18 protein-coding genes are annotated in these 23,768 nt (G+C 68.8%); 6 read left to right on the plus strand and 12 right to left on the minus strand.

Annotated elements, in window-relative coordinates:
- Positions 1–308: 308 nt before the first annotated feature.
- The 4 genes from AC069I_RS34395 to AC069I_RS34410 form a co-directional block, all read right to left on the minus strand.
- Positions 309–851: a DUF1062 domain-containing protein gene (locus AC069I_RS34395; protein ID WP_478267261.1), complete on the minus strand. Its 543-nt coding sequence runs from the start codon at positions 849–851 to the stop codon at positions 309–311.
- 230 nt (positions 852–1,081) lie between these two features.
- On the minus strand, positions 1,082–2,635 hold the full coding sequence (locus AC069I_RS34400; RefSeq protein ID WP_478267262.1) for a GMC family oxidoreductase: 1,554 nt from the start codon (positions 2,633–2,635) through the stop codon (positions 1,082–1,084).
- Positions 2,632–4,143 (minus strand): APC family permease, encoded by a 1,512-nt coding sequence (locus AC069I_RS34405; protein ID WP_478227830.1) that lies wholly within the window; start codon positions 4,141–4,143, stop codon positions 2,632–2,634. The genes AC069I_RS34400 and AC069I_RS34405 overlap by 4 nt, the downstream gene beginning before the upstream one ends.
- Before the next feature lie 17 nt (positions 4,144–4,160).
- A complete protein-coding gene (locus tag AC069I_RS34410) occupies positions 4,161–5,645 on the minus strand; it encodes an aldehyde dehydrogenase family protein (protein WP_478267263.1) in 1,485 nt (494 codons plus the stop codon).
- Between the two features lie 216 nt (positions 5,646–5,861).
- Between AC069I_RS34410 and dxs the strand changes: the two genes are divergently transcribed.
- A complete protein-coding gene (dxs, locus tag AC069I_RS34415) occupies positions 5,862–7,766 on the plus strand; it encodes a 1-deoxy-D-xylulose-5-phosphate synthase (RefSeq protein WP_478227832.1) in 1,905 nt (634 codons plus the stop codon).
- 472 nt (positions 7,767–8,238) lie between these two features.
- On the opposite strand, the gene AC069I_RS34420 is transcribed toward dxs, so the two are convergent.
- Both AC069I_RS34420 and AC069I_RS34425 read right to left on the minus strand, forming a co-directional pair.
- Complete coding sequence (locus AC069I_RS34420; protein WP_478267264.1) at positions 8,239–8,886, minus strand: DJ-1/PfpI family protein; 648 nt, start codon at positions 8,884–8,886, stop codon at positions 8,239–8,241.
- Positions 8,887–8,944: 58 nt separating this feature from the next.
- Positions 8,945–9,472: a TetR family transcriptional regulator gene (locus AC069I_RS34425; RefSeq protein ID WP_478267265.1), complete on the minus strand. Its 528-nt coding sequence runs from the start codon at positions 9,470–9,472 to the stop codon at positions 8,945–8,947.
- 91 nt (positions 9,473–9,563) lie between these two features.
- Between AC069I_RS34425 and AC069I_RS34430 the strand changes: the two genes are divergently transcribed.
- The gene (locus AC069I_RS34430; RefSeq protein ID WP_478267266.1) at positions 9,564–10,379 is read left to right on the plus strand and encodes an oxidoreductase; all 816 of its coding nucleotides are present in this window, start codon (positions 9,564–9,566) and stop codon (positions 10,377–10,379) included.
- A 142-nt stretch (positions 10,380–10,521) separates the two neighbouring features.
- Here the strand turns inward: AC069I_RS34430 and AC069I_RS34435 are convergent, their stop codons facing one another.
- From AC069I_RS34435 to AC069I_RS34455, 5 genes are all read right to left on the minus strand, one after another.
- Positions 10,522–11,964 carry a purine-cytosine permease family protein gene (locus tag AC069I_RS34435; protein WP_478267267.1) on the minus strand — a complete coding sequence of 481 codons (1,443 nt, stop codon included), beginning with the start codon at positions 11,962–11,964 and terminating at the stop codon, positions 10,522–10,524.
- Between the two features lie 80 nt (positions 11,965–12,044).
- Positions 12,045–13,451 (minus strand): aminobutyraldehyde dehydrogenase, encoded by a 1,407-nt coding sequence (locus AC069I_RS34440; protein ID WP_478227837.1) that lies wholly within the window; start codon positions 13,449–13,451, stop codon positions 12,045–12,047.
- Positions 13,448–15,103: a thiamine pyrophosphate-binding protein gene (locus AC069I_RS34445; protein WP_478227838.1), complete on the minus strand. Its 1,656-nt coding sequence runs from the start codon at positions 15,101–15,103 to the stop codon at positions 13,448–13,450. The genes AC069I_RS34440 and AC069I_RS34445 overlap by 4 nt, the downstream gene beginning before the upstream one ends.
- On the minus strand, positions 15,100–16,053 hold the full coding sequence (speB, locus tag AC069I_RS34450) for an agmatinase (RefSeq protein WP_478233753.1): 954 nt from the start codon (positions 16,051–16,053) through the stop codon (positions 15,100–15,102). The genes AC069I_RS34445 and speB overlap by 4 nt, the downstream gene beginning before the upstream one ends.
- A 21-nt stretch (positions 16,054–16,074) precedes the next feature.
- On the minus strand, positions 16,075–17,526 hold the full coding sequence (locus AC069I_RS34455) for a sodium:solute symporter family protein (RefSeq protein ID WP_478267268.1): 1,452 nt from the start codon (positions 17,524–17,526) through the stop codon (positions 16,075–16,077).
- Positions 17,527–17,637: 111 nt separating this feature from the next.
- Between AC069I_RS34455 and AC069I_RS34460 the strand changes: the two genes are divergently transcribed.
- The 4 genes from AC069I_RS34460 to AC069I_RS34475 all read left to right on the plus strand — a co-directional run bounded on the left by AC069I_RS34460 (position 17,638) and on the right by AC069I_RS34475 (position 21,881).
- Complete coding sequence (locus AC069I_RS34460; protein ID WP_478267269.1) at positions 17,638–19,119, plus strand: PucR family transcriptional regulator; 1,482 nt, start codon at positions 17,638–17,640, stop codon at positions 19,117–19,119.
- Between the two features lie 109 nt (positions 19,120–19,228).
- A complete protein-coding gene (locus tag AC069I_RS34465; protein WP_007033550.1) occupies positions 19,229–19,906 on the plus strand; it encodes a response regulator transcription factor in 678 nt (225 codons plus the stop codon).
- The gene (locus AC069I_RS34470) at positions 19,903–21,030 is read left to right on the plus strand and encodes a sensor histidine kinase (protein ID WP_478267270.1); all 1,128 of its coding nucleotides are present in this window, start codon (positions 19,903–19,905) and stop codon (positions 21,028–21,030) included. Before AC069I_RS34465 ends, AC069I_RS34470 begins: the two co-directional genes overlap by 4 nt.
- Positions 21,031–21,056: 26 nt before the next feature.
- Positions 21,057–21,881: an aldo/keto reductase gene (locus AC069I_RS34475; protein ID WP_478227843.1), complete on the plus strand. Its 825-nt coding sequence runs from the start codon at positions 21,057–21,059 to the stop codon at positions 21,879–21,881.
- 255 nt (positions 21,882–22,136) lie between these two features.
- Here AC069I_RS34475 and AC069I_RS34480 read toward each other — a convergent pair whose 3' ends face one another.
- Entirely contained in the window at positions 22,137–23,744 is a 1,608-nt protein-coding gene (locus AC069I_RS34480; RefSeq protein ID WP_478267271.1) for a CehA/McbA family metallohydrolase domain-containing protein, read from the minus strand.
- Positions 23,745–23,768: the final 24 nt, after the last annotated feature.

Consider the following 23,768-nt stretch of genomic DNA (forward strand, 5'->3'; position numbering starts at 1 on the left):
GGTTGGGGGAGAGAGGGGGCCCCTTTCGTCTGGGTGGGGGGGGGGGGGGTGGGGGGGGGTTTTGGGGGGGAAAACCCAAAACCCCCCCCCACGACCCCCTCGCGAAATCGCCCCTCCGGCATCACTCGGACATTGAGTCAGCGAAAAGTGTTCTTGGTGGACACTCAGGGGCGCGGCCGGCTCCTGTCGGCCAGGGCGGCCGAGCGCGTGACGGACGGACGACAATCACGCGAGTTCGCCATCCAATCACGGTTGTCGTCCGTCCAGTCACGCGAAACCGCCAGTTTGGCGCAGGTGCTCGTGAGTGGTCAGCGCTTCAGTGTAAAAGTGAAGTCCCCGGACACTTTCCCGGTCAACCGCACCCCCGAAACCACCTGCCCCTCATCGATCAGCCTCTCGACCTCGCCCCGCGAAAGACCGCACCCTTCGGCGATCAGCCGCACCGGCCGGACCGGGATCCGGGCCGCGAAGCGAACCGAGACGTCGCGAAAGTCCGGCACGCCCGAGGGGCCGGTGTCGAGGCGCCAGGCGCCCTCCCAATCGAGGGCGATGCGGTTCCGGCGCCGCACAGCGGGATCCTGGAGCAGTTCCGCCGCCAGGACGAGGTCGTTCTCGTGTAGCCGGTCCAGCAGGTCAGGCCGCACGGAACGCACGTTCACGCGCTCCAGGATCGTGAGCTTCGCGGTGTCCCCGCATCCGGCGCAGAGCACGAGAAGCCAGACGTCGAGGAGTTTGTGGTGGGCGTTGACGCGGAATTTGCCGTTCGCCCGGGAGCGTCCGGACGGGCAAGAGCGGCAACGGCGGAGGACGACAGGCAGGCAGGTGGGAACGACCACCCAGTTTTCGAGCATGGGAAGTACACCCGTTCCAGTGAGAAATCCGCAGCAAAAGGAAGCGCGGCGCCAAAGCGCGACGCGCGACGAAATCAGCGCTCGGGAGGTCTCACAGGGTGTACAACGGCAGGCCCTCGGCTCGACGACGTGGTCCGGCAGCACGGTAATGGCCCGGGAGAGGCCGCTCCACCGGTTTTCCGGGCACGACAAAGGCCCCCTCCAGCACGGAGGGGGCCTTCAGCGTGAAGCTAGGAGCGCGTGTCCTCCTTCAGCATGTCCGCGCACCGCTCACCGATCGCCATCGTCGTGATGCACGGGTTCACCGCGACCAGGAACGGCATCGCCGAACCGTCGGCGACCCGCAGGCCTTCGACACCCCGCACTCGCAGACGCGCGTCCAGCACGGCCATCGGGTCGTCGTCGCCGCCCATTTTCGCGGTGCACGAGGGGTGATAGACCGTGTTGTGCGTCTTGCGCAGGTAGTCCGCGATCTCGTCGTCGGTCTTGACATCCTTGCCGGGCGCCAGTTCCGTGCCCGCCCATTCGTCCAGCGCGGGCTGCTCGGCGATCTTGCGGGCCAGTTTGATGCCGTAGGTCATCACGCGCATGTCGTGCTCGTCGGTGAAGTACCGCGGGTCCACCTTCGGCTTGTCCCGGTAGTCGCGGCTGCGAAGCCGCACCGTCCCGGTCGACCGTGAGCGGGTGACGTTCGGGGTCAGGCAGAAGCCGTTCTCCGTGGTGGGATATCCCTGCCGGAGGGTGTTCATGTCGAACGGCACCGAGCCGTAGTGGAACATCAGGTCCGGCCGGTCGAGACCTTCCTCGGTGGTGGTGAAGATGCCGATCTCCCACCATTGCGTGGACTCGGTCGTCATCGGCTGCAGCGCGTCCCACTGGATGACGCCTTCGGGGTGATCCTGCAGGTTCTCGCCGACGCCGGGGGAGTCCACCAGAACCTCCAACCCGACCTCGCGCAGGTGCTCGGCGGGGCCGATCCCCGACAGCATCAGGAGTTTCGGGGTGTCGATCGCGCCGGAGGACAGGATGACCTCCCGCCGTGCCCGCAGCGGAACGCCGTGGATCAGGTCGTCGGCCAGGTATTCCGCGCCGGTGCAGCGTTTGCCGTCGAACAGCAGCCGCCGGACGCGGGCGCCGGTGATGACCTCCAGGTTCGGCCGCTTGCCGATGATCGGGTGCAGATACGACACCGATGCCGACGAGCGTGTGCCGTCCTCACGCGCGTTGATCTGGAACCAGTTCGCCCCGTGCGTCACGGTCTTGCCCGAGTTGAACTCCGTCCTCGGGATACCCGCCTGCTCACAGGCCTGCAGCAGCGCGACGCCGGTCGGGTCGTTCGGCGGCACCGAGCGGATGGTCACCGGACCGGAGCGGCCGTGGTGGTCGCCGGGTCCGTCGTTGGTCTCAAGACGCTTGTACAGGGGGAAAATGTCCTTCGAAGACCACCCGGGCAGGCCGAGCGACGCCCATTCGTCGAGGTCTTCGGCCGGCGCCCAGAAGGCGATGCACGAGTTGTGCGATGAGCAGCCGCCGAGCACCCGCGCGCGGGCGTGGCGCAGGAAGGAGTTGCCGGACTCCTGCGGTTCGACCAGGTAGTCCCAGTCGTAGCCGGATTCCAGCAGTGCCATCCACTTCGTCAGTTCCAGTACCGCCGGATCGTCCACATCGGACGGTCCGGCTTCCAGGAGCGCCACGGTGACGTCCGGGTCTTCCGAGAGTCTCGCCGCGACCACCGAACCCGCCGTCCCGCCGCCGACGACGATGTAGTCGAACTCTCCGGTCACTGTGCTGCCTCCTCGGGAAGTGCTTCCGCGGCGTGATCGGCCAGGACGCCGCTCTTGTGCCGCAGGACGAACCAGTAATACGCGAAACCGACGACCGCCACCGCGCCGACGAACAGCACGGCCCCCCATTCGAGGTACCAGTGATACGGCTCGGTCGCGTTGTAGACCTCGCGTCGCGGCCACGCCAGGTTCACCACGATCGCGCCGCCCCACAGCACACCGAGGATGTTGACCGGCAGCCCCAGTTTGCCGAGCGAGAAGTACTTGGCGCCCGCCACCTTCGGCGGCGGCCACTGCCCGCGCAGGCGTTTGACCAGCATCGGAACGGTGACCAGCAGGTACGCCAGGTAGATCATGATGATGCCGATACTGGTGATCACCGTGAAGATCTGCGGCTGGCCGACGTTCACCACCAGGATGAAGACCGCGATGACCCCGGAGACGATCGCGGGGATCACCGGCGTCTTCGTCTTCGGCGACACCCGCGCCAGATGCTTCCCGGCGGGCAGGTTGTTGTCGCGGCCCATCGCGAACATCATCCGGATCGACGCCGACTGCACGGCCAGGTTGCACACGGTGATCGCGATGACCACCGCCAGCAGGAAGATCGTGCCGATGGTGCTGCCCAGCACGTCGAGCACGATGAACTGAAGGCCGCCGGTGGCGATCTCCGGGTTGTTGATGTCGCCGACGGCCATCAGCGCGAGGATCAGGATGAGCCCGCCGATGACGAACGACGCGATCAGCGCGCGCAGGATCGCCTTGGGCGCGTTCTTGCGCGGGTCGTGGCTTTCCTCGCCGAGCGAGCTGGCGGTGTCGAAGCCGTACATGACGTAGGTCGACGCGAGCGAGGCGACCAGGAAGGCGCCGAAGTAGCCCCACGGCTGGTCGGCGCCGGTGTTGTTGGTCTGCATGACGACCTCGGGGCCCCGCGTGATGTTCACCGCGAGCGCCACGATGAGCAGGACCGCGGCGACCAGTTCGATGAACACGCCGGCGCTGTTGATCCGCGCCATCAGCTTGACGCCCCATGCGTTCACCAGCGTGGTGAACAGGATCAGGACCGTGCCGAGGATGACCGCGTTCACCGCGCTGTCGCCGGAGAACGAGAAGAACGACGAGATCTGGGGGAGCGTGATCTGATAGGCCAGCGCGACCGCGGCGATGGTGACGATCGACGCGGTCAGCATCATCCACCCGGCCAGCCACGCGACGTGCGGGCTGCCGAGCCGTTTCGACCAGTTGTAGATCGAGCCGGCGACCGGATAGTGCGCGGCCAGTTCGGCGAACGACAGCGCGACCATCAGCTGGCCGACGAACACCATCGGCCACGACCACCAGTACGCGGGGCCGCCGAAACTGAAACCGAAGTAGAACAGCTGGAAGGTGCCCGTCAGGATCGAGATGTAGCTGATCCCGGCGGCGAAGGTGTGGAAGTTGCCGAGGGTTCTTTCGAGTTCCTGTTTGTAGCCGAAACCGGCCAGGCCGTCATCGGAAGGAGTGCTCATCGGCAATTTTCCCCTCTTTAGTTGGACGCGGGCTCCCCGGAGAACCAGCGCTGTGGAGCGGGCCGGAGGTTCTGATAGATGTGCTTCGCCTCCGTGTACTCGGCGAGTCCGGTCGGGCCGAGTTCGCGCCCGAAACCGGACTGCTTGTAGCCGCCCCACTCCGCCTGCGGCAGATAGGGGTGGAAGTCGTTGATCCAGATCGTGCCGTGCCGCAGCCGGTTCGCGACCCGCTGCGCGCGGGAGGCGTCCGAGGTGAACACCGCGCCGGCGAGGCCGTAGTGGGTGTCGTTGGCGATGCGGACGGCGTCGTCCTCGTCGGTGAAGGTCTCGACGGTGAGCACCGGGCCGAACGATTCGTCGACGACGGCGCTGCTGCCCTGCTTCACGTTGTCGAGGATGGTCGGCAGGTAGTAATGCCCCTTCGCGAGCTTGCGATCGTCGGGGCGTTTGCCGCCGGTGCGCAGGACGGCGCCCTCTTCCAGTGCCGCGGCGACGTAGCGTTCGATCTTTTCCAGATGGGCGGCCGAGATCAGCGGACCGGTTTCAGCCTTCGGGTCGAAAGGTCCACCCAGTCGGATCAGTTCGGCGCGGCGGACGAGTTCGTCGACGAACCGGTCATGCCATTCCTCTTGGACGATCAGCCGCGCGCCCGCCGAGCAGACCTGCCCGGAGTGCAGGAACACCGCGGTCAGCGCGTAATCGACGGCGGTCTCGAAGTCCGAGTCGGCGAACACGACGTTCGGGTTCTTGCCGCCCAGCTCCAGCGCGACCTTCTTGACGGTCGCGGCCGCGGAGGCGGCGATGATCTTGCCGGTCGTGAGGCCGCCGGTGAACGACACGAGGTCGACGTCCGGATGCTCGGACAGCGGTGCCCCGGCCTGCGCGCCGGCGCCGAGCACCAGGTTCGCGACGCCGCCGGGGAGTCCGGCCTCGGTCAGCAGCTTCATCAGCATGATCGAGGTGTGCGGGGTCAGTTCGCTGGGCTTGAGGACGAACGTGTTGCCCGCCGCGAGCGCGGGGGCGACCTTCCAGATGGTCTGCAGGAGCGGGTAGTTCCACGGCGTGATCAGCCCGCAGACGCCGACCGGCTCGTGCACGATCCGGCTGAACGCGTCGGGGTTGCCGGTGTCGACAACGCGGCCCGCGTCGTTCGCGGCGAGCTTGCCGAAGTAGCGCAGGCACGCGGCGATGTCGGCCATGTCGTATTCGCTCTCGACCAGCCGTTTCCCGGTGTCGAGCGATTCGGCGCGGGCGAAGGCCGCGGCGTCCCGGTCGAGCAGGTCGGCGGCCTTCAACAGCAGGTCACCGCGCTGTGGGGCGGGCGTCTGCGGCCACGGGCCGGTGTCGAACGCCTTCCTCGCGGCGGCGATGGCCGCTTCGGTGTCTTCACGGGTGCCTTCGGCGACTTCCGCGACCAGCGACCCGTCCGCGGGGCAGCGGATTTCCCGGCGACCACCGCCGACCGCGTCGACCCACTCGCCACCGATGAAAAAGTCCGCCATCAAGCCCTCCGAACCGGCTCCTGCTCAACCGTCGATCAGCGATTATCGCGGCCACCCGACGTGACCGCTACTTGGCAAAAGAGACCATGTTCACACCATCGGGTGTCGAGTGGTGATTTTCTGACATGTGACCCGTGACGCGGCGGACGGAAGACTCTCAGGCGCCCTCCGTAGACTGGTCGGAACGGCGGAAGAGGAACCAGGCGAGGTGGGAGAGTGACGTTGCTCGAGTCCGTGCACGGACCGGCCGACTTGAAGCGGATGAACCAGGATCAGCTCGGTGAGCTGGCCGCGGAGATCCGGGACTTCCTCGTCGAAAAGGTGCGGCTCGCCGGTGGTCACCTCGGCCCGAACCTGGGTGTGGTCGAGCTGACCATGGCGCTGCACCGGGTCTTCGACTCGCCGGACGACGCCATCGTGTGGGACGTCGGTCATCAGGCGTACGTGCACAAGATCGTCACCGGTCGTCATGACGGCTTCGGCAAGCTGCGCCAGCTCGGCGGCCTCACCGGCTACCCGGCGCGCTGCGAGAGCGAGCACGACCTCGTCGAGAACAGCCACGCGTCGACCGCGTTGTCCTATGTGGACGGTCTGGCGAAGGCGTTCGAACTCGGCGGGGGCGGCAGGCACGCGATCGCCGTCGTCGGCGACGGCGCGCTGACCGGCGGCATGTGCTGGGAGGCGCTCAACAACATCGCCGCGAACCCGCGCCGCCCGGTCGTCATCGTCATCAACGACAACGGCCGCTCGTACTCGCCGACCATCGGCGGCGTCGCGGACCACCTCGCGTCGCTGCGGCTCAAGCCGGGCTACGAGCGCGTCCTGGACCGCGGCAAGGAACTGCTGCGGCATACGCCCGTCGTCGGCAAGCCGATCTACGCGGCGCTGCACGCGGCGAAGGCGGGACTGAAGGACGCGCTGAGCCCGCAGATGATGTTCTCCGACCTCGGCCTCAAGTACCTCGGCCCGGTCGACGGGCACGACCTCGTCGCGCTGGAGAAGGCGTTCCAGAGCGCCCGCGACTTCGGCGGCGCGGTCATCGTCCACGTGGTCACCGAGAAGGGGCACGGCTACGAGCCCGCCGTGACCAACCAGGCCGACCAGATGCACCAGACCGATCCGATCGACCCGGAAACCGGCCTGCCGCCGGTCAAGGGCCCGAGCTGGACCGGGGTCTTCGCCGACGAACTGGTGAAGATCGGCGCCGACCGTGAAGACGTCGTCGCGATCACCGCGGCCATGCTGCGCTCGACCGGGCTGCACAAGTTCGCCGAGGCGTACCCCGACCGCTGGTACGACGTCGGGATCGCCGAGCAGCACGCGGTGACCTCGGCCGCCGGTCTCGCGATGGGTGGCAAGCACCCCGTGGTCGCCGTGTACTCGACCTTCCTGAACCGGGCGTTCGACCAGGTCCTGATGGACGTCGCGCTGCACCGCCAGCCGGTGACGCTGGTGCTGGACCGCGCGGGCATCACCGGTCCGGACGGCCCCAGCCACCACGGCATGTGGGACCTTTCGCTGCTGGGCATGGTGCCCGGGATGCGGGTCGCCGCGCCGCGTGACGCCGGAACGCTGCGCGAGGAACTGCGGGAGGCCGTCGCGGTCGAGGACGGGCCGACGGCGCTGCGGTTCTCCAAGGGCGGCGTGATCGACTCGGTGCCCGCCGTCGAGCGCGTCGGCACCGTGGACGTGCTGCGCAAGCCCGCCGGTGAAGCGGACGTCCTGCTCGTCGCGGTGGGCGCGTTCGCGATGCTCGGGCTCGCCGCCGCGGACCGGCTGGCCGACCAGGGCATCGGCGTGACCGTGGTGGACCCGCGTTGGGTCGTCCCGGCCCCGGCCGAACTGGTGGCGCTGGCCGAGCAGCACAAGCTCGTCGTGACCGTCGAGGACAGCGGGCGGCACGGTGGCTTCGGCTCCGCGCTGGCCGCGCTGTTCCGCGACGCCGAATGCGATGTGCCGCTGCGCGATCTCGCGGTGCCGCAGGTGTTCCATGACCACGGTTCGCGTGAGGAGGTGCTGGCCCGCGTCGGGCTCACCGCGCAGGATGTGGCGCGGCGGGTGACCGAGTGGTCGGCGAAGCTGGCGAGCCGGACGCCGGCGCCGGAGGACACTCGCCGCTGACAAGCGCTATGAAAGGTCCTTTCCTTGCAAAATTTGCAAGGAAAGGACCTTTCATGGCACGCGTGTCAGGTCAGTGCCTGTCGATGCTTGATGCTTCATGTTCGAATGAAGGACACGATTCGACGGCTTCAGCTGGCGGCGGATGAGATCGCAACTCGGACACGTCAGCGAAATGACTTGATGTGCGAGCTTTTCGTTGCAGGGATGCCCCAGCGTGAGATCGCCAAGTACGCCCTGGTGAACCAGGCGACCGTGAGCCGCGTCATCGCGCGAGCACGGGGTGGCGACCGGGCTCGTGAGTGATTCGGGTCGTTTCGCGGGTACGGCCGATGACCGTGTGGATTTTGGGTCGTTAGATGACCAAAAATCCACACAGTGCAGCGAGACGGTCCTGGTGACGACCAGATCCGGAGGGGTGTGTGGAAACAGGGACACTCAACGTCCCTATTTCCACACACCCTCACTCACGCGGTCAGGCCCGCCAGACGGTGCCCCGCCGCTCGTACTCCAGCACCACCTCGGCCCGCTGAGCCACCTTCGCGCCCAAGAAGCGCTCCACGAGCCACAGCGAGACCTCGAGCCCCGCGGTGATCCCTCCACCGGTGATCAGATCGCCGTCGTCGACGACACGCGCGTCGATCACCTTCGCGCCCTGTGCGGCCAGGTCCGCCTTCGCGCCGTTGTGTGTCGTCGCGTTGCGGCCCTTCGCCAGGCCGGCGGCGGAAAGCACCATCGTGCCGGTACAGATCCCGACGGGTAGCGCCCGCGACGCGGTGAGGCGCCGCAGGAAGCCCTGATCGGCGTTGAGCCGGTGCACTCCAGGCCCGTTCCGGTCGGTGTAGCCGCCGCCGGGCACCACGAGGACGTCGGCCTCACCAGGCGACCATCCGCGCGGCACCTCGACGACAGTGCCATAGGTGCATTTCGCGGATCCGGGCCGTCCCGCGCTCACGAGCGAGGTGACGACAGCGCCACCGGTGAGCTTCCCAGCCAGGCCCAGAACTTCGACGGGCGCGATGAAATCCTGTTCCTCCACGCCGTCGAACAGCAGGATCTGCACCCGTAACGGGGCAGCGGCGGACGCGTCGGGGGCGGTGACGCCCACCAGACCGGCGGACAAGGCTGAAGCACGCAGGAAAGTTCGGCGCTGCATACCCAGTGGTCGCGCGAAAAGCGGCTCAGGTTCCCACGATCCGGCTGACCGCGCGGACGACGAGGTCGCGGGTCGCGGTGGGGGAGGAGAACCCGAGGATCGACAGGTGCACGACGAGGCTCAGTAGTTCCTCGGCGTCGAAGTGGTCCGGCACGGTGCCCGAACGTTGCGCCTCCCGGATCGCGGCGACCTTGTCCGCGTGCGCCCTGACCTCGGCTTCCGGCATCGCGTCGAAGCCGTTCTCCAGGCGAAGCCAGCCCATGAGCCGGAGGAGCTGGGGATGTTCGAGGTAGCGGTCGAACAGCTTTCCCGCGTAGCCGGGCAGGTCCTCGGGGGTGATCGTGAGGGTCCGGATGGCGAGGTCCACCTGCTCCTGCACGACCTTCTCGAAAAGCTCTTCCTTGCTGCAGAAGTAGGCGTAGATCAGCGCCTTGTTCGCGCCCGCGTTCTTCGCGATGCGATCCACCCTGGCACCGGCGATGCCGTACGTCGCGAACTCCGTCGTCGCCGCGTCCAGCAGTTTCCGCTTGGTCGCTTCCTTGTCCCTGGCCATGTGACCCACTCTAACTAACTGGTTGGTTGACAGCTAGCCCGGACTCGTGGCAGCCTGAGTTGGCAACCAACCGGTTAGTTAGGAGAGGGATATGAAGGTCGCACTGGTCACGGGCGCTTCCGCGGGCATCGGCGAAGCCACGGCGCTCGCGCTGCACGAAGCGGGCTACACGGTCTACGGCGCCGCGAGGCGCGTCGAGCGGATGGCGGGGCTGGCCGAACGCGGTATCAAGATCCTCGAAATGGACGTCACCGACGACGCGTCGATGGTCGCGGGGATCGAGCGGATCATCGAGGAGTCCGGCCGCATCGACGTCTTGGTCAACAACGCGGGCTACGGCTCCTACGGCGCCTTCGAGGATGTCCCGCTCTCGGAAGGGAAGTACCAGTTCGAGGTCAACCTGTTCGGGCTCGCGCGGCTCGTCCAGCTGGCCACGCCGCATATGCGTGCCCAGGGGGCCGGCAAGATCGTGAACGTCTCGTCGATCGGCGGCAAGATCTACGAACCGCTCGGCGGCTGGTACCACTCGACCAAGTTCGCGGTCGAAGGTCTCAGCGACTCACTGCGGCTGGAGCTCAAACCGTTCGGCATCGACGTCGTGGTGGTCGAACCCGGCGCCATCAAAACCGAATGGGGCGGCATCGCCATCGAGAACCTGATGAAGACCTCGGGCGACACCGCGTACGCGCCACAGGCCAAGGCGCTGGCGAAGTTCTTCGATCAGGCCGCGCGCGGTTCCCACCCCAAGGTGATCGCCGACGTCATCCTGAAGGCCGTCCGGGCCCGGCGCCCGAAGACCCGCTACGCCGCCGGATTCGGGGCGAAGCCGATCCTGTTCGTGCGCCGGGTGCTCCCGGACCGTGCCTTCGACGCGTTGTTCCTCGGGGCGCTGCGCCGCTTCGCTTAGACGGTGTCATTCAAAGCGCGCTTTCGGATTTTCGTAGCCGGGCCTCCGGCCCGCCTCCGCAAATCCGAGGCCTCCGGCCGAAAAGAAACGCGCGCGCGTGCCCTCGCCCGACGTGCCTACCTGGCGGTTCGGGCGACACGTCCTAGACCGCGACGGCCGGTTCCGCGACGGGCTCCGCGTACGAGTAGACCTCCCGCGGTTCGGGGAAGATCTTCACCAGCACGGGGTACGCGATCGCCGCCGTGCACAGCGTCACCACCATGCTGATGTCGACGCCGCCCGCGATGTCCTTGAACGGCCCGGCGATCATCGGGGTGTTGGCGGTCAGCAGGCCCAGCGTCGTCGCCGGGATCCACGCGGCCATCGCGCGCCAGTTCACCCCGCGGGTGAACCAGTAGCGGCCGCCCTTGCGGCCCTGGTTGAACACCTGGAGATCGTCCGGGTCGTAGAACCCGCGCCGCAGCACGAAACCGATCATCATGATCACCATCCACGGCGACGTGCACAGCACGATCAGCGTGGCGAAGGCGTTGATGCTGGAGACCATGTCCAGCACGAAATTGCCGACGAAGATGAACACCACACTGAGCGAGCCGATCAGCAGCGTCGCCTGTACCCGGCTCAGCTTCACGAAGATCGAGCTGAAGTCCAGCCCGGTCCCGTAGAGCGACGTCGTGCCGGTGGACAGGCCGCCTATCAGCGCGACCACGATCAGCGGGATCGCGTACCAGAGCGGGGAGATCGCGGTCAGGCCGGTGATGTAGTCGGCCGGATCGGCGACGAGGGTCGCGGTGGCGATGCCGAACCCGAACGGCAGCAGGGTCGCCACCTGCGCCAGGAACGGCGCGGCCAGCAGGGAACGGCGGCTGTGGCGCGCGGGGATGTAGCGCGTCCAGTCGCCGAGGAAGGCGCCGAACGAGATCGGGTTCGCCATCGTGGTGAGCGCGGCGAGGATCCAGGTCGGCCAGAAGTCCCCGAGCGCGTAGGTGCCGGTGCCGGCGAACCCGGGGTCGAACGTGCCGCCGTAGGCCACGATCCCGAGCAGCATGATCGCCGTGCCCAGCACCACGGCGACCCGGTTCACCAGCAGCATGAACCGGTAGCCGTAGATGCACACCACCAGCGTGGCGATCGCGATGACGCCGTACGCGACACCGCGAAGCGCTTCGCCGCCGTCGAAGCCGAAAAGCCGTTGTGCCGCACCGGCGACGGCGTCGCCGCTCACCCAGACCGAGATGGCGAAGAACGTGATCGCCGTCAGCAGGGAGAGGAAGGAGCCGACACAGCGGCCGACGACGCCGAAGTGCGCGCCGGAGGAGACGGCGTTGTTGGTCCGGGTGAGCGGGCCGAACAACGACATCGGCGAGAGCACGAGCGCGCCGACGACCACGCCCGCGACGGTGGCCGCCACCGCCGCCCAGAAGCTCAGGCCGAAGGCGATCGGGAGGGTCCCGAGGATGATGGTGGCGAAGGTGTTCGCACCGCCGAACGCCATCCGGAACAGGTCGCGCGGACGCGACGTCTGTTCCTCCGTCGGGATCGGCGCGATGCCATGCTGCTCGACTTCGGTGACCTTGTCACCCATGGGGACCTCCAAATACGCGTTTCGTCCTCTGAATGCGGTCCTTGCACACGCAACTACCGCATTCAGAGGACGAAATGCGGTCAGGCGAAGCGGGTCATGACGTGCTTGACGCGGGTGTACTCGGCGAAGGAGTAGGACGAGAGGTCCTTCCCGTGGCCCGAGTGCCCGAAGCCGCCATGGGGCATTTCCGAGACCAGCGGCCCGTGGGTGTTGACCCAGACGCAGCCGAAGTCGAGTTCGCCCGAAACGCGGGTCGCGCGTGCCAGGTCGTTGGTCCAGATCGACGACGCGAGCCCGTACGGGACGCCGTTGGCCAGGCGCACCGCCTCGTCCTCGTCCACAAAGGACTGGACGGTGATCACGGGGCCGAAGATCTCCTCCCGCACGATCTCGTCGTCCTGTTTCAGGCCCGAGATCACGGTGGGGGAGAAGAAGAAACCGCGGTCGCCGGCGGGCACTCCGCCGGTCTCCACGCGAGCGTGCGACGGCAGCCGCTCGACGAGCCCGCGGACCCGCCCGAACTGCGCCTCGCTGTTGAGCGGGCCGAACTCCTCACCGGGCGTCTGCGCGGCGGCGGCCTTGGTCAGCTCCGCGACGAACTCGTCGTGGATCGCCGCGTCCACCAGCACCCGGCTGCCCGCCGTGCAGTCCTGCCCGGCGTTGTAGAACGCCGCGCCGACGATGCCCTCGGCCGCTTCGGCGAGGTTCACGTCGCCGAAGACCAATAGCGGCGCGTTGCCGCCGAGTTCGAGGTGCGTGCGCTTGAGGTCGGCCGCCGCGACGGTCGCGACGTCGATACCGGCGCGGGTCGACCCGGTGATCGACACGAGCTCGGTGATCGGATGCTTCACCAGCGCGCGGCCGGTGTCGCGGTCGCCGCACAGCACGTTGAAAGCGCCCTGCGGCAGGAACTCCGCCGCGACCTTCGCCAGCAGCACGGCCGTCGACGGCGTGGTCTCCGCGGGCTTCAGCACGACGGTGTTGCCCGCGGCCAGCGCCGGGGCGATCTTCCAGACACCCATCATCAGCGGGTAGTTCCAGGGCGCGATCTGCGCGCAGACGCCGACCGGCTCGCGACGGATCGCGGACGTGTGCCCTGGCAGGTACTCACCGGACGCGGTGCCTTCGAGCTGCCGCGCCGCACCCGCGAAGAACCGCAGCGCGCTGACGCACTCCGGGATCTCCTCGTCCAGCACGACGGACCGGATCTTGCCGGTCTCGCGGATTTCGAGGTCGGCGAACTCCTCGGCGCGGGCCTCCACCGCGTCGGCGATCTTCAGCAGTGCGAGCTGGCGCTGAGCGGGGGTGCTCTTGCGCCACACCTTGAACGCCCGTTCCGCGGCGGCCAGCGCGGCGTCCACATCGGACTGTTCGGAGAGGACGCTGGTGCCGAAGACCTCGCCGGTGGCGGGGTCGACCAGGTCGAGCGTCCGCGAGCCCGAAGCCGGTACCTCGGCGCCGTCGACGAAATTCAGGACCTGAGTCATTTCTTCTCCAGGTGGGTCGGCTCGAACATCTTCAGGAGGGCGGGGAGGACGACCATCGACGGACCGGGCGTGCCCAGCGCGTCGGCCAGGTCCTTCCCGATGGTGTCCAAAGAGGACACAGTGGCCGGGACGCCGAAGGACTGTGCCAGCGCGGCGAAATCGGGCCGCGCGAGCTCGGTGGCCGTGGACTGGCCGAACGCGCCGGTCAGGTACTCGCGCAGGATGCCGTAGCCGCCGTCGTCGATGACGAGCCACGTGACGGCCAACCCGTGCTGGACCGCCGTGGCCAGTTCCGCGACGCCGTACATCGCGCCACCGTCACCGGAGACCGCGAGCGCCGGGCCGCCGGTCGCCGCCGCGCCGCCGAGCGCGCCGGGCAGGCCGTAGCCGAGCCCGCCCGCGCCCTGCGCGGTGTGGATCGGCGCGCCCTCGGGATTCCACGCCGACCAGGCCCAGTAGGCCGCGATCGTCATGTCCCAGAACGTCTGTGTGCCTTCGGGGACCGCGGCACGGATGTCGTCGATCAGCTTGCGCTCGGTTTCGAGGGGCTGGCCGTCGAGGCGTTCGCGCACCTTGGCCAGCAGATCCGCGACCGCCTTCTCGGCGACGCCGTCACTCTGGCGGAAGGGCACCTGCTCCAGAAGTCCTTGCAGGGCGAGGCGGACGTCGGCGTGGACGCCCAGCGCCGGGTAGTTCGACTCCAGCTTCCCGAGATCGGCCTCGATCTGGATCACCCGGCCGCGCGGGGCGAATTCGCGGTAGTTGCTGGACAGCTCGCCGAGCCCGGAACCCAGTACCAGCAGCACATCCGCGGCCGAGAGGAACTCCGTGCTGTGCCAGTCTTCGAGCCACGACTGGCCGGACAGTTCATGGTCCCAGCCGAAGACGCCCTTGCCGCCGAACGTCGACAGCACCGGCGCGCGCAGTGCCTCGGCGAGCGCCTTCAGCTCGGCCTGCGCGCCCGAGCGCAGGGCGCCGCCACCGGCGAGGATCACCGGATTCTTCGCCGCGCCAAGGAGATTCGCGGCTTCGGTGACGAGCTCCGGCAACGGTTCGAGCGGTGCGGGCCGTGCCGTCACCGACGTGATCCGCGGCAGGTCCGCCGGTGCCAGCAGGATATCCTGCGGGATCTCGACCCACACCGGGCCGTACGGCGCGGTCGCCGCCGATTCCCATGCTTCGCGCAACGCCGTCGGGATCTGGCTGACGGTGCGCACCACGTGCACCGACTTCACCACGTCGCGAAAACTGGCCTGCTGGTCGGGCAGTTCGTGCAGATACCCGTGCCGCCCGCCGCCGAGCCCGGCCACCGGGATCTGGCTGGAGATCCCGAGCACCGGGACCGACGCCGCGCGGGATTCCTGCAGGGAAGCCAAAGTCAGCAACGCGCCGGGGCCGGTCGACACGATCATCGGGGTCACCGGGACCGGGCCTTCGGGATCCGCCGCGAGCCGGGCACGGGCGTACCCGTCGGCCGCGAACGCCAGGTTGTTCTCCACCCGTGAGCTGATGACGCGCAGGTCCTCGGTGCGCCGCAACGCTTCGAACAGCCCGAGCGCGTGCTGGCCCGGCAGGCCGAAGACGGTGTCCGCGCCGAGCGCGTGCAGGATTTCGACGACTACGTCGCCGCCTATCCGTTCAGTGCTGGTCATGCGCCCTTCCCCAAACTGAGCAGGCTCACCAGGTCGTAGGCGACGTGGGAAGCCGCGATGGCGGTGATCTCGGCATGATCGTAAGCCGGGGCCAGCTCCACCACATCGGCTCCGATGAGGTTGCAGTCCCGCAGCCCGCGCAGGATCTCCAGCAGTTCGCGGCTGGTCATGCCGCCCGCTTCGGGGGTCCCGGTGCCCGGCGCGTGCGCCGGGTCGAGCACGTCGATGTCGACCGAGATGTAGAGCGGGCGGCCACCGATGCGCTGGCGCAGCGCGTCGACGGTCTCGGCGACCCCGCGGCGCATGACGTCGCCGGAGGTGACGATGCCGAATCCGAGGCGGCGGTCCTCTTCCAGATCCCGCTTGCCGTACAGCGGGCCGCGCGTGCCGACGTGGGACAGCGCTTCGGTGTCGAGGAGGCCTTCCTCGGACGCCCGCCGGAACGGGGTGCCGTGGGTGTACGGCTCGCCGAAGTAGGTGTCCCAGGTGTCGAGGTGCGCGTCGAAGTGCAGCAGCGCCACCGGTCCGTGCTTCTTCGCCGCCGCCCGCAGCAGCGGCAGCGCGATCGTGTGGTCGCCGCCGACGGTCACCAGCCGCGTCCCGCCCGCGGTCAGCGCCTCGGCCTCGCTCTGCAGCGTCTCGATCGCCTCGCCGATGTCGAACGGGTTGAGCGCGATGTCGCCGGCGTCGACCACCTGGGTCGCGGCGAACGGGGAAACGTCGAGTTCCGGGTGGTACGGGCGAAGGAGCCGGCTGGCCTCACGGAGCGCCGCGGGGCCGAACCGCGCGCCGGGACGGTAGGACACCCCGGCGTCGAACGGCACCCCGACGACGGCGACGTCGGCATGCTCGACCTGATCGATCCGCGGCAGCCTCGCGAAGGTCGCGAAACCGGCGAACCGGGGCACCCTCGAAGAGTCGACGGGTCCGATCGGGGTCTGCTCAGGCACTGTGTCTCCTTCGAATGGTTTTCAGGACTGCGAAGCGGCGAGTTCCGCCTCTTCTTCTTCGGCGGCCGCGCTGCCGTTCAGGCGGCGGGTCCACACGGTGAGGATCTCGTCCGAGGTACGCGGGGTGAGGAAGCTGACCAGCAGGTACACCGCGAGGCTGGACCCGAGGCCCCAGTAGATCGGGCTGTTGGCCTCGACGCCGTCGACGAACATGAACGTGATGACGACGACGGTGCCGACGACCATCGACGCGAGCGCGCCCTGACGGGTACCGCGTTTCCAGGCCAGTCCGCCGATGATCGCGACCAGCAGGCCGCCGACGAGGATGTCGTAGGCGATGGTCAGCGCGTTGACGACGTCGTCCACGATCATCGCGATGCCGATCGCGGCGATGCCGAGGACCAGGGTGGTGACCCGGTTCCTGGTGACCTCGTTGACGGCCTTTTCGAGGCCCAGTTTGGAAAGCAGGTCCGAGGTGCTGACCGTCGAGCACGCGATGAGCGCGCCGCTCGCGGTCGACATCATCGCCGAGAGCGCCGCGGCGAGCACCAGCCCGCGGACCCCGGCGGGCAGCTGGTCCTCGACGATGGTCGCGAACGCGTCCTGCGCGCTGGCGAGGTTCGGGTACAGCGTCTTGGCCGCGGTGCCGATCAGCGCGCCGGCGAGACCGTAGACCAGGCAGTAGACGCCGGAGATGACGCCGCCGCCGGTCGCGATGCCCGGTGTCCTCGCGGTGAACACGCGCTGCCAGATGTCCTGTCCGATCAGCAGCCCGAAGCTGTAGATGAGGAAGTAGGTGAAGATCGTGTCGCCGCCGATGGCGGTCAGCTCGAAGTAGCTCTCGTCCAGCCGCGCGGCCATCCCGTCGAAACCGCCCGCCGAGACGATCGAGACCGGCAGCAGGATCAGCAGGATGCCGATGGTCTTGATGACGAACTGGACGATGTCGGTCAGCGTGATCGACCACATGCCGCCCAGCACCGAGTAGAGCACCACGATCGAGCCGCCGATGGCGATACCCGCCCAGCTCGGCACGTTGAAGAGGACCTTGAAGATGGTGGCGAACGCCAGCGTCGAGGTGACGGTCAGCATCAGCGTGTAACCCCACATGACGACACCGGAGATGGTGCTGGTGGAGCCGCCGTAGCGCAGGTCGAGCATCTCGCCGACGGTGTAGACCCGCAGTTTCACCAGCCGCCGCGCGAACAGGGTGTGGAGGACCAGGATGCCGACGCCGATCGCGATCACGAGCCAGGCGCCGGAGATGCCGTAGGTGTAGCCGAGCTTCACCCCGCCGACCGTCGAAGCGCCGCCGAGGACGACCGCGGACATCGTGCCCGAGTACATGAACCAGCCGAGACGGCGGCCCGCGACGAGGTAGTCGGATTTGGTCTTGGCGAGCCGCAGCCCGAACCAGCCGACTCCGATCATGCCCGCTATGTAGAGCGCGATCACCGCGTAGTCACCGGCCACGGTGTCCTCCTTGACTTGGGGCTGTTCGCTTCGTTCGGGTCACCGTAGGTTCGTTAGCGGCTTGAACGACATGGGATGATCCATCCGAACTCCGGCGTGAGCGAGGATGAAATGACCCAAGGCCGCGATCCGTTCGACTCGGATGTGAATGTCCCGTTACGGGCCGTGGTCGGCAACCCGGAACTGGCGGTCGACCCGGTCTTGGAGACCCTGCGGCCGGGTGCGCTCGACGCCCCGGTGCGCTGGGCGCACGTCAGCGAGCTGCTGGATCCCGCGCCGTACCTGCTCGGGGCGGAACTCCTGCTCACCGCCGGGGTGAACCTGCCGGTGGAACCGGCCGAGATCGACCGCTACGTCCGGCGGCTCGCCGAAAGCGGGATCTCCGCGCTGGGGTTCGGGCTCACTCCGGGCGCCTACGAGACGCTGCCGCCGCCACTGCGGACGGCGTGTGCCCGGCACGGGCTCCCGCTGCTGGTCGTCCAGCCGCGGACACCGTTCCTCGCGATCAGCCGGGCGGTGTCGGTCGCGCTGGCGGAGGCGGGGCAGCGGGAACAGCGGCGGATCGCGGTCGCGCGCGAGGCGCTGACCAGGGCGGCCGGTGACGGACTCGGTGAACTGGCCGGCGCGCTGGCCGGACGGCTCGGGGCCTGGGTGGCGCTGGTCGGCGTCGGCGACGTCCTGGCCGCGGACCACGGGGCACCGTCGCCGCTGCCCGCGGAAGTCCGGGAGCTCCTCGCCACGCTCCGGACGGGCCGGGGGATCCGCAGCGCGACCACGGAACTGGCCGACGGCACCCACGTCGTCGCGCAGCCGGTGTACCCGCAGGCGACGGCGTCGCATCTGGTCGTGGTCGGCCGCGTCGCGCGGTTCGACGGGGCGGACCGCTCGATCCTGTCGGTCGGGGCGGCGCTGCTCGGGCTGGTGGGCCGCGCGGGTTCGGACGCGGCCGGTCTGGGCGCCACCGCCACGGCGTTGCTGCTGGGCGAGACCGACGTGATCGGCGGGGACGAACGCCGTCTGGTCGCGGGGATCGCTTACCGCCGCGGGCCGAACGAGGTCGCCGCCCGCTACGACTGGCTGCGCGCCCGGCTCGACACCCCGCTCGTCCGGTTGCGGCCGGGGCCGCGGTTCACCGCGATCGTCCGCGAGGCGCCTGAAATCGGCGACCTCGACCGGCTCCGCGCCGACGGCTGGCTCGCGGTCGTGGGCTCGCCCGTCCCGCCCGGACGGCTTCCCGAAGCGGCGGGCGAAATCGAGTTACTGCTGACGCGGGCAGCCGCGCTGGAACGGCCCATCGTGGCGGAAGGTACTGCGGGGCTGGACGCCCTGATCGATCCGGGCGCCGCGGCCGGGTTCGCCGCCCAGACGCTGGCGCCGCTGCGCGAACTCGACCGGAAGGGGGACCGCGAACTGGTCGGGACGCTGCGGACCTGGCTCGCGCACCACGGCGGCTGGGACCGGACGGCCGCCGAACTCGGCGTGCACCGCAACAGCGTCCGGCACCGGATCGGTCAGATCGAACGGGCGCTGGGGGTGGACCTGGCGGATCCGGAGATCCGGATGCGGCTGTGGTTCGCGCTGAGGTGGATGTGAAGGGGGCGGGTGGTCATGGGGTTCGTGAGTGGTAGGGACGGCTAGAACCGTCCTTACCACTCACGAGTCCAATAAGGTCACTCTCAGGAATGTGTGGCAACGTAGGGTCGTGCGAATTCTGGTAGTCGAAGACGAAGAACCCCTCGCCGACGCGATCGCACGCGGCCTGCGGCGCGAGGGCATGGCGGTGGACATCGCGCTCACCGGGGACGACGGGCACGAGAAGGCCGCCGTCACCCGGTACGACGTCGTGCTGCTCGACCGCGACCTGCCCGGGATGTCCGGTGACGACCTGTGCCGCGAGATCGTCGCGTCCGGCGAGCTGACCCGTGTCCTGATGCTCACCGCGAGCAGTTCCGTTTCGGACCGCGTCGACGGGCTTTCCCTCGGCGCCGACGACTATCTCGCCAAGCCGTTCGCCTTCCCCGAACTCGTCGCGCGCGTGCGGGCGCTCGGCCGCCGCGCGACCCCGGCCGCGCCGCCGCTGCTGACTTCGGGCGACGTCGAACTGGACCCGGCGAGGCGGACCGTCCGCCGCGCGAGCGGTCCGGTCGAGCTGACCCGCAAGGAGTTCGGCGTCCTGGAGGTGCTGCTGTCGGCCGCCGGTTCGGTGGTCAGCAGCGAAGAACTGCTCGAACGCGTGTGGGACGAGAACGCAGACCCGTTCACCACCACCGTCCGGGTCACCGTGATGACACTGCGCAAGAAGCTCGGCGAGCCGGGCATCATCGAGACCGTCGTCGGCTCCGGCTACCGGGTGCCGGAGCAGGGGACCGCACGCGGGTGAACCTGTCCGGTGCCCGCAGCCTGCGCGCGCGGGTCACGCTGCTCGCGACCGGGCTGGTGGCACTGGTCAGCCTCCTGTTGCTCTGGCTGACCTGGAACCTGGTCGGCGACGCGGTTTCCGCCGTCCCGCAGCTGCCGCCGGGCACCACGGTGCGGGTCGACGGCGTCGACGTCGACGCTTCCGCGGTCACCGAGCATCTGCGGGCGTACGCCAGGAACCGGGTGCTGCTCTTCGGCGCGGTCGCGTTCTGTTTCGTCGTGCTGGCGGCGGGGATCCTCGCGTGGACGTTCACCGCGCGGGTCCTGCGACCGCTGCGCGAGATCACCGGTACCGCGCGGCGCCTGTCGATCGAATCGATGGGGGAGCGGATCGGTGAGGTCCGCACGAAGGACGAACTCGCCGAACTGGCCGAGACCTTCGACGACATGCTCGACCGGCTGCAGGCCGCGTTCGACGCGCAACGGCATTTCGTCGCCAACGCCAGCCACGAACTGCGGACACCGCTCGCGGTCATCCGCACCGAACTCGACGTCACCCTGGCCGACGAGCACGCGGACGAAGCCGAATTACGCCGGATGGCGGGTGTGGTCCGCGACGCGACCGAGCGGGCCGAGCGGCTGGTCGGTTCGCTGCTGCTGCTCGCGCGCACCGACGGCGCGGGACTGGTGGCCAGGGAGCCGGTCGATCTGGCGGTGATCGTCGCGAGCGCGTGGCGCGCGGTGCGCACCGAAGCCGAAAAGCGCGGCATCCGTACCGAATTCGCGACCCAGGGAGCGCCGACGTTCGGCGATCCCGCGCTGCTGGAGCGGATCGCGGGAAACCTGCTGGAGAACGCCGTAAGGCACAACATCGACGGCGGCTGGCTGGACGTCGTCACGCAGGCGGGTCCACAGTGGTCAGTGCTGCAGGTGCGGTCGTCCGGCGGTTTGCTCGACCCGGCCGCGGTCCCCGAACTGTTCGAACCGTTCCGCCGCGCCGGCGTCGCCAGGACCGCCCGCACCGGTGCCGGGCTGGGGCTTTCGATCGTGCGGGCCGCGGTCCAGGCGCACGGCGGCACGGTGTCCGCGGAACCCGTTGTGGGCGGCGGTCTTTCGGTGACCGTGCACCTGCCCGCTCTGCCTTGACCCCCGGCTGGGGTTACGGTTCAAGCATGGTCCCCAGCATTCGGCTGAACAACGGAACGTCCCTCCCGCAACTCGGGTTCGGGGTGTACAAGATCGGCGACGACGAGGTCGTGGACGCGGTCCGTACCGCCATCGGGGCGGGTTACCGGGCCATCGACACGGCGACCCTGTACGCCAACGAACGCGGAGTCGGCGAGGCCGTTCGCACCAGCGGGCTGCCCCGCGAGGAACTGTTCGTCACCACGAAACTGTGGAACACCGAGCACGGCTACGACTCGGCGTTGCGTGCCTTCGACACGAGTCTGAGCGAACTCGGTCTCGAGTATGTCGATCTGTACCTGATCCACTGGCCGCTGCCCGCGCAGGACAAGTACGTGGAAACGTGGCGGGCGCTGGAAAAGATCGCCTCCGACGGCCGGGCGAAGGCGATCGGCGTCTCGAACTTCCAGATCCCGCATCTGGAGCGGCTGATCGAAGAGACCGGGATCGTCCCGGCGGTGAACCAGATCGAATGCCACCCGTGGCTGCAGCAGCCGTTGCTGCGGGACTTCCACGAGAAGCACGAGATCGTCACCGAGGCCTGGGGTCCGCTGGCGCGCGGCGGGGACCTGCTCGCCGACGAGAAGATCACCACGATCGCGGAGAAGCACGGCAAGACTCCGGCGCAGATCGTGCTCCGCTGGCACGTCGAGATGAACCACCTGGTGATCCCGAAGTCGGTCACGCCGGAACGGATCAAGGAGAACATGGACGTCTTCGACTTCGCGCTCGACGCCCACGACGGCGCCGCGATCGCGACGCTGGAGCAGGGGAAGCGGCTGGGGCCGGACCCGGACAAGCTGGGCGCCTAGGGTTTCGGCGCGTTCTGGACTGTCCATAAAGGACGATTTCTGGGATTGAAGTGCCCGTTTTGGGTATTTCGCGTAGCTTCGCGCGTAGGTCGTGAGTGGCAATGAGGGTTCTAACCCTCATTGCCACTCACGACCCCAGAAGAAACCGTGCATATAGGCATTAATCGGACAGCGAGGTGAAGGGGACATTCCGGGCATGCCATGAGGGGAAAGTCCCCTTCATCCTCAGGTCTGCTGGTTCGCGGGACCGTGTGCTTACCGCACGTCCACGAAGATCGGGTTCCCGTACAGCCACAGGTCTTCGAACGGGTTCGACTGCCCGATCACGTCGGCGCTCGGCTCGATCCCGCCGGGCACGTGCTTCTTGCCGTCGGTGCCGCGCGGGCGTACGAAGAACGGCTCACGCACGTTGCGGAAGGTGTGCCGGAAGGCCACCCGGCGCCCCGGTGCCCAACGCGGTTCGAAGGACCGCACGACCCGCGTTCCCGGGGCGGTCTGGGTGTCCCGGTCGGCGGCCGGGCCGGTCACCGGTCCCGAAACGAGGTCGAGCCGCGCGAGCCGGGGGATCGTGCCGCCGCCGTTCGGCCGGGCGGCCAGCTTCGCCGAGACGACGACCGTGACGTCGGATCCGCGCCGGACCCGCAGCCTGCCGCCCATCGTCGCCGAGCTCCAGCCGCTGTACGCGCCGAACTCCAGTTCCTGCGCGAGCCCGCCGTGCACCACCCAGACGCGTCCCGCGCGCAGGCCCTCCAACACGCCTTCGTGGCTTCGGCGTGACACGCCGACGACGGTTCGGCTGAACTCAGCGGGCGCGAAGTCCGCGTACGGAGGCAGAGTCTGCGGGACGCCGGTGTCGATCGGGTCCGGGTAGGCGCCGTGCTCGTCGTAGTACCCGTCCGGGACGCCGGGCCGGACGTGGGTGTCGCCGCGGTTGTAGTGCGAGTCGGAGTTGCTGGTGATCCACCACGGCTTTCCTTCGGCCAGGAGCGAATCCCACAGGCCGCCGACGGTCGCGGTGCTCCAGTCGAAGCCGCCGTAGGTGCGGTAGGCCGACTCCGGGAAGCCCGGCCACGAGTTCGAACCGGGAGAGTTGCCGTAACCGCCGCGCGCGCCACCACCGCTCCCGAGCGGTTTCGGAAAGCCGTCGGCCTGGGCGCCCGGCGCGCCTTCCATGCCGATGACGATCCCGGGCGCGGCGTCGCGCAGCGCGCGGAGCTCGTGCGGGGCGATCCGGCCGTTGCGCAGCGGATGGTTGATCACCACCACCGGCGCGTGGATCCGGCGGGCCCGCTCTTCGGCGGCGAGCCAGCGGATCGCCGCGACGGCCAGCGCCTCGTTGTCCGGAGTGCCCGGCTCGGTCCCGGTCAGCCGCCAGTCGAAGGCGCGCTCGAACTCACGCAGTTTCGCGGCCTGGTTCGCACCCGCCTGGAAGAACAGCGTCGCGTGCTCGGCGCCCGGCACGTTCCACTCCATGCCCTGCCACAGCAGGAGATCGGGGTGCTCGCGCTGCGCCGCCCGGATCGCGGCGTCCGTGCGCTCCACCGACGACTTCTCGTGCGCGGCGTGGCCGTGATCGGTGATCACCGCCCAGTCCGCCCCGTGACGGCGGGCGCCGTCGGCGATTCCGTCCACTGTGTACATCGCGTCGTAGGAGTACTGCGTGTGGATGTGGTGATCGCCCACCAGCCACCGGTAGCGGTCCCGGCCGAAGAGCAGGTTGACATCGATGTCGAGATCGATGTCGAGATCGAGGGCTTCCGCCGGGGCGGTGGCGGCGAGCGGGGCGCCCGCGGCCGCCGCGGACACGAGGCCGGCGCGCTTGAGGAATCCGCGGCGGTCGACGCCGGGTTTTTCGCTGTTCACCGGCGGCACGCTAAAGAGCCTCGC

The organism is Amycolatopsis sp. NPDC043885 (assembly GCF_056435685.1).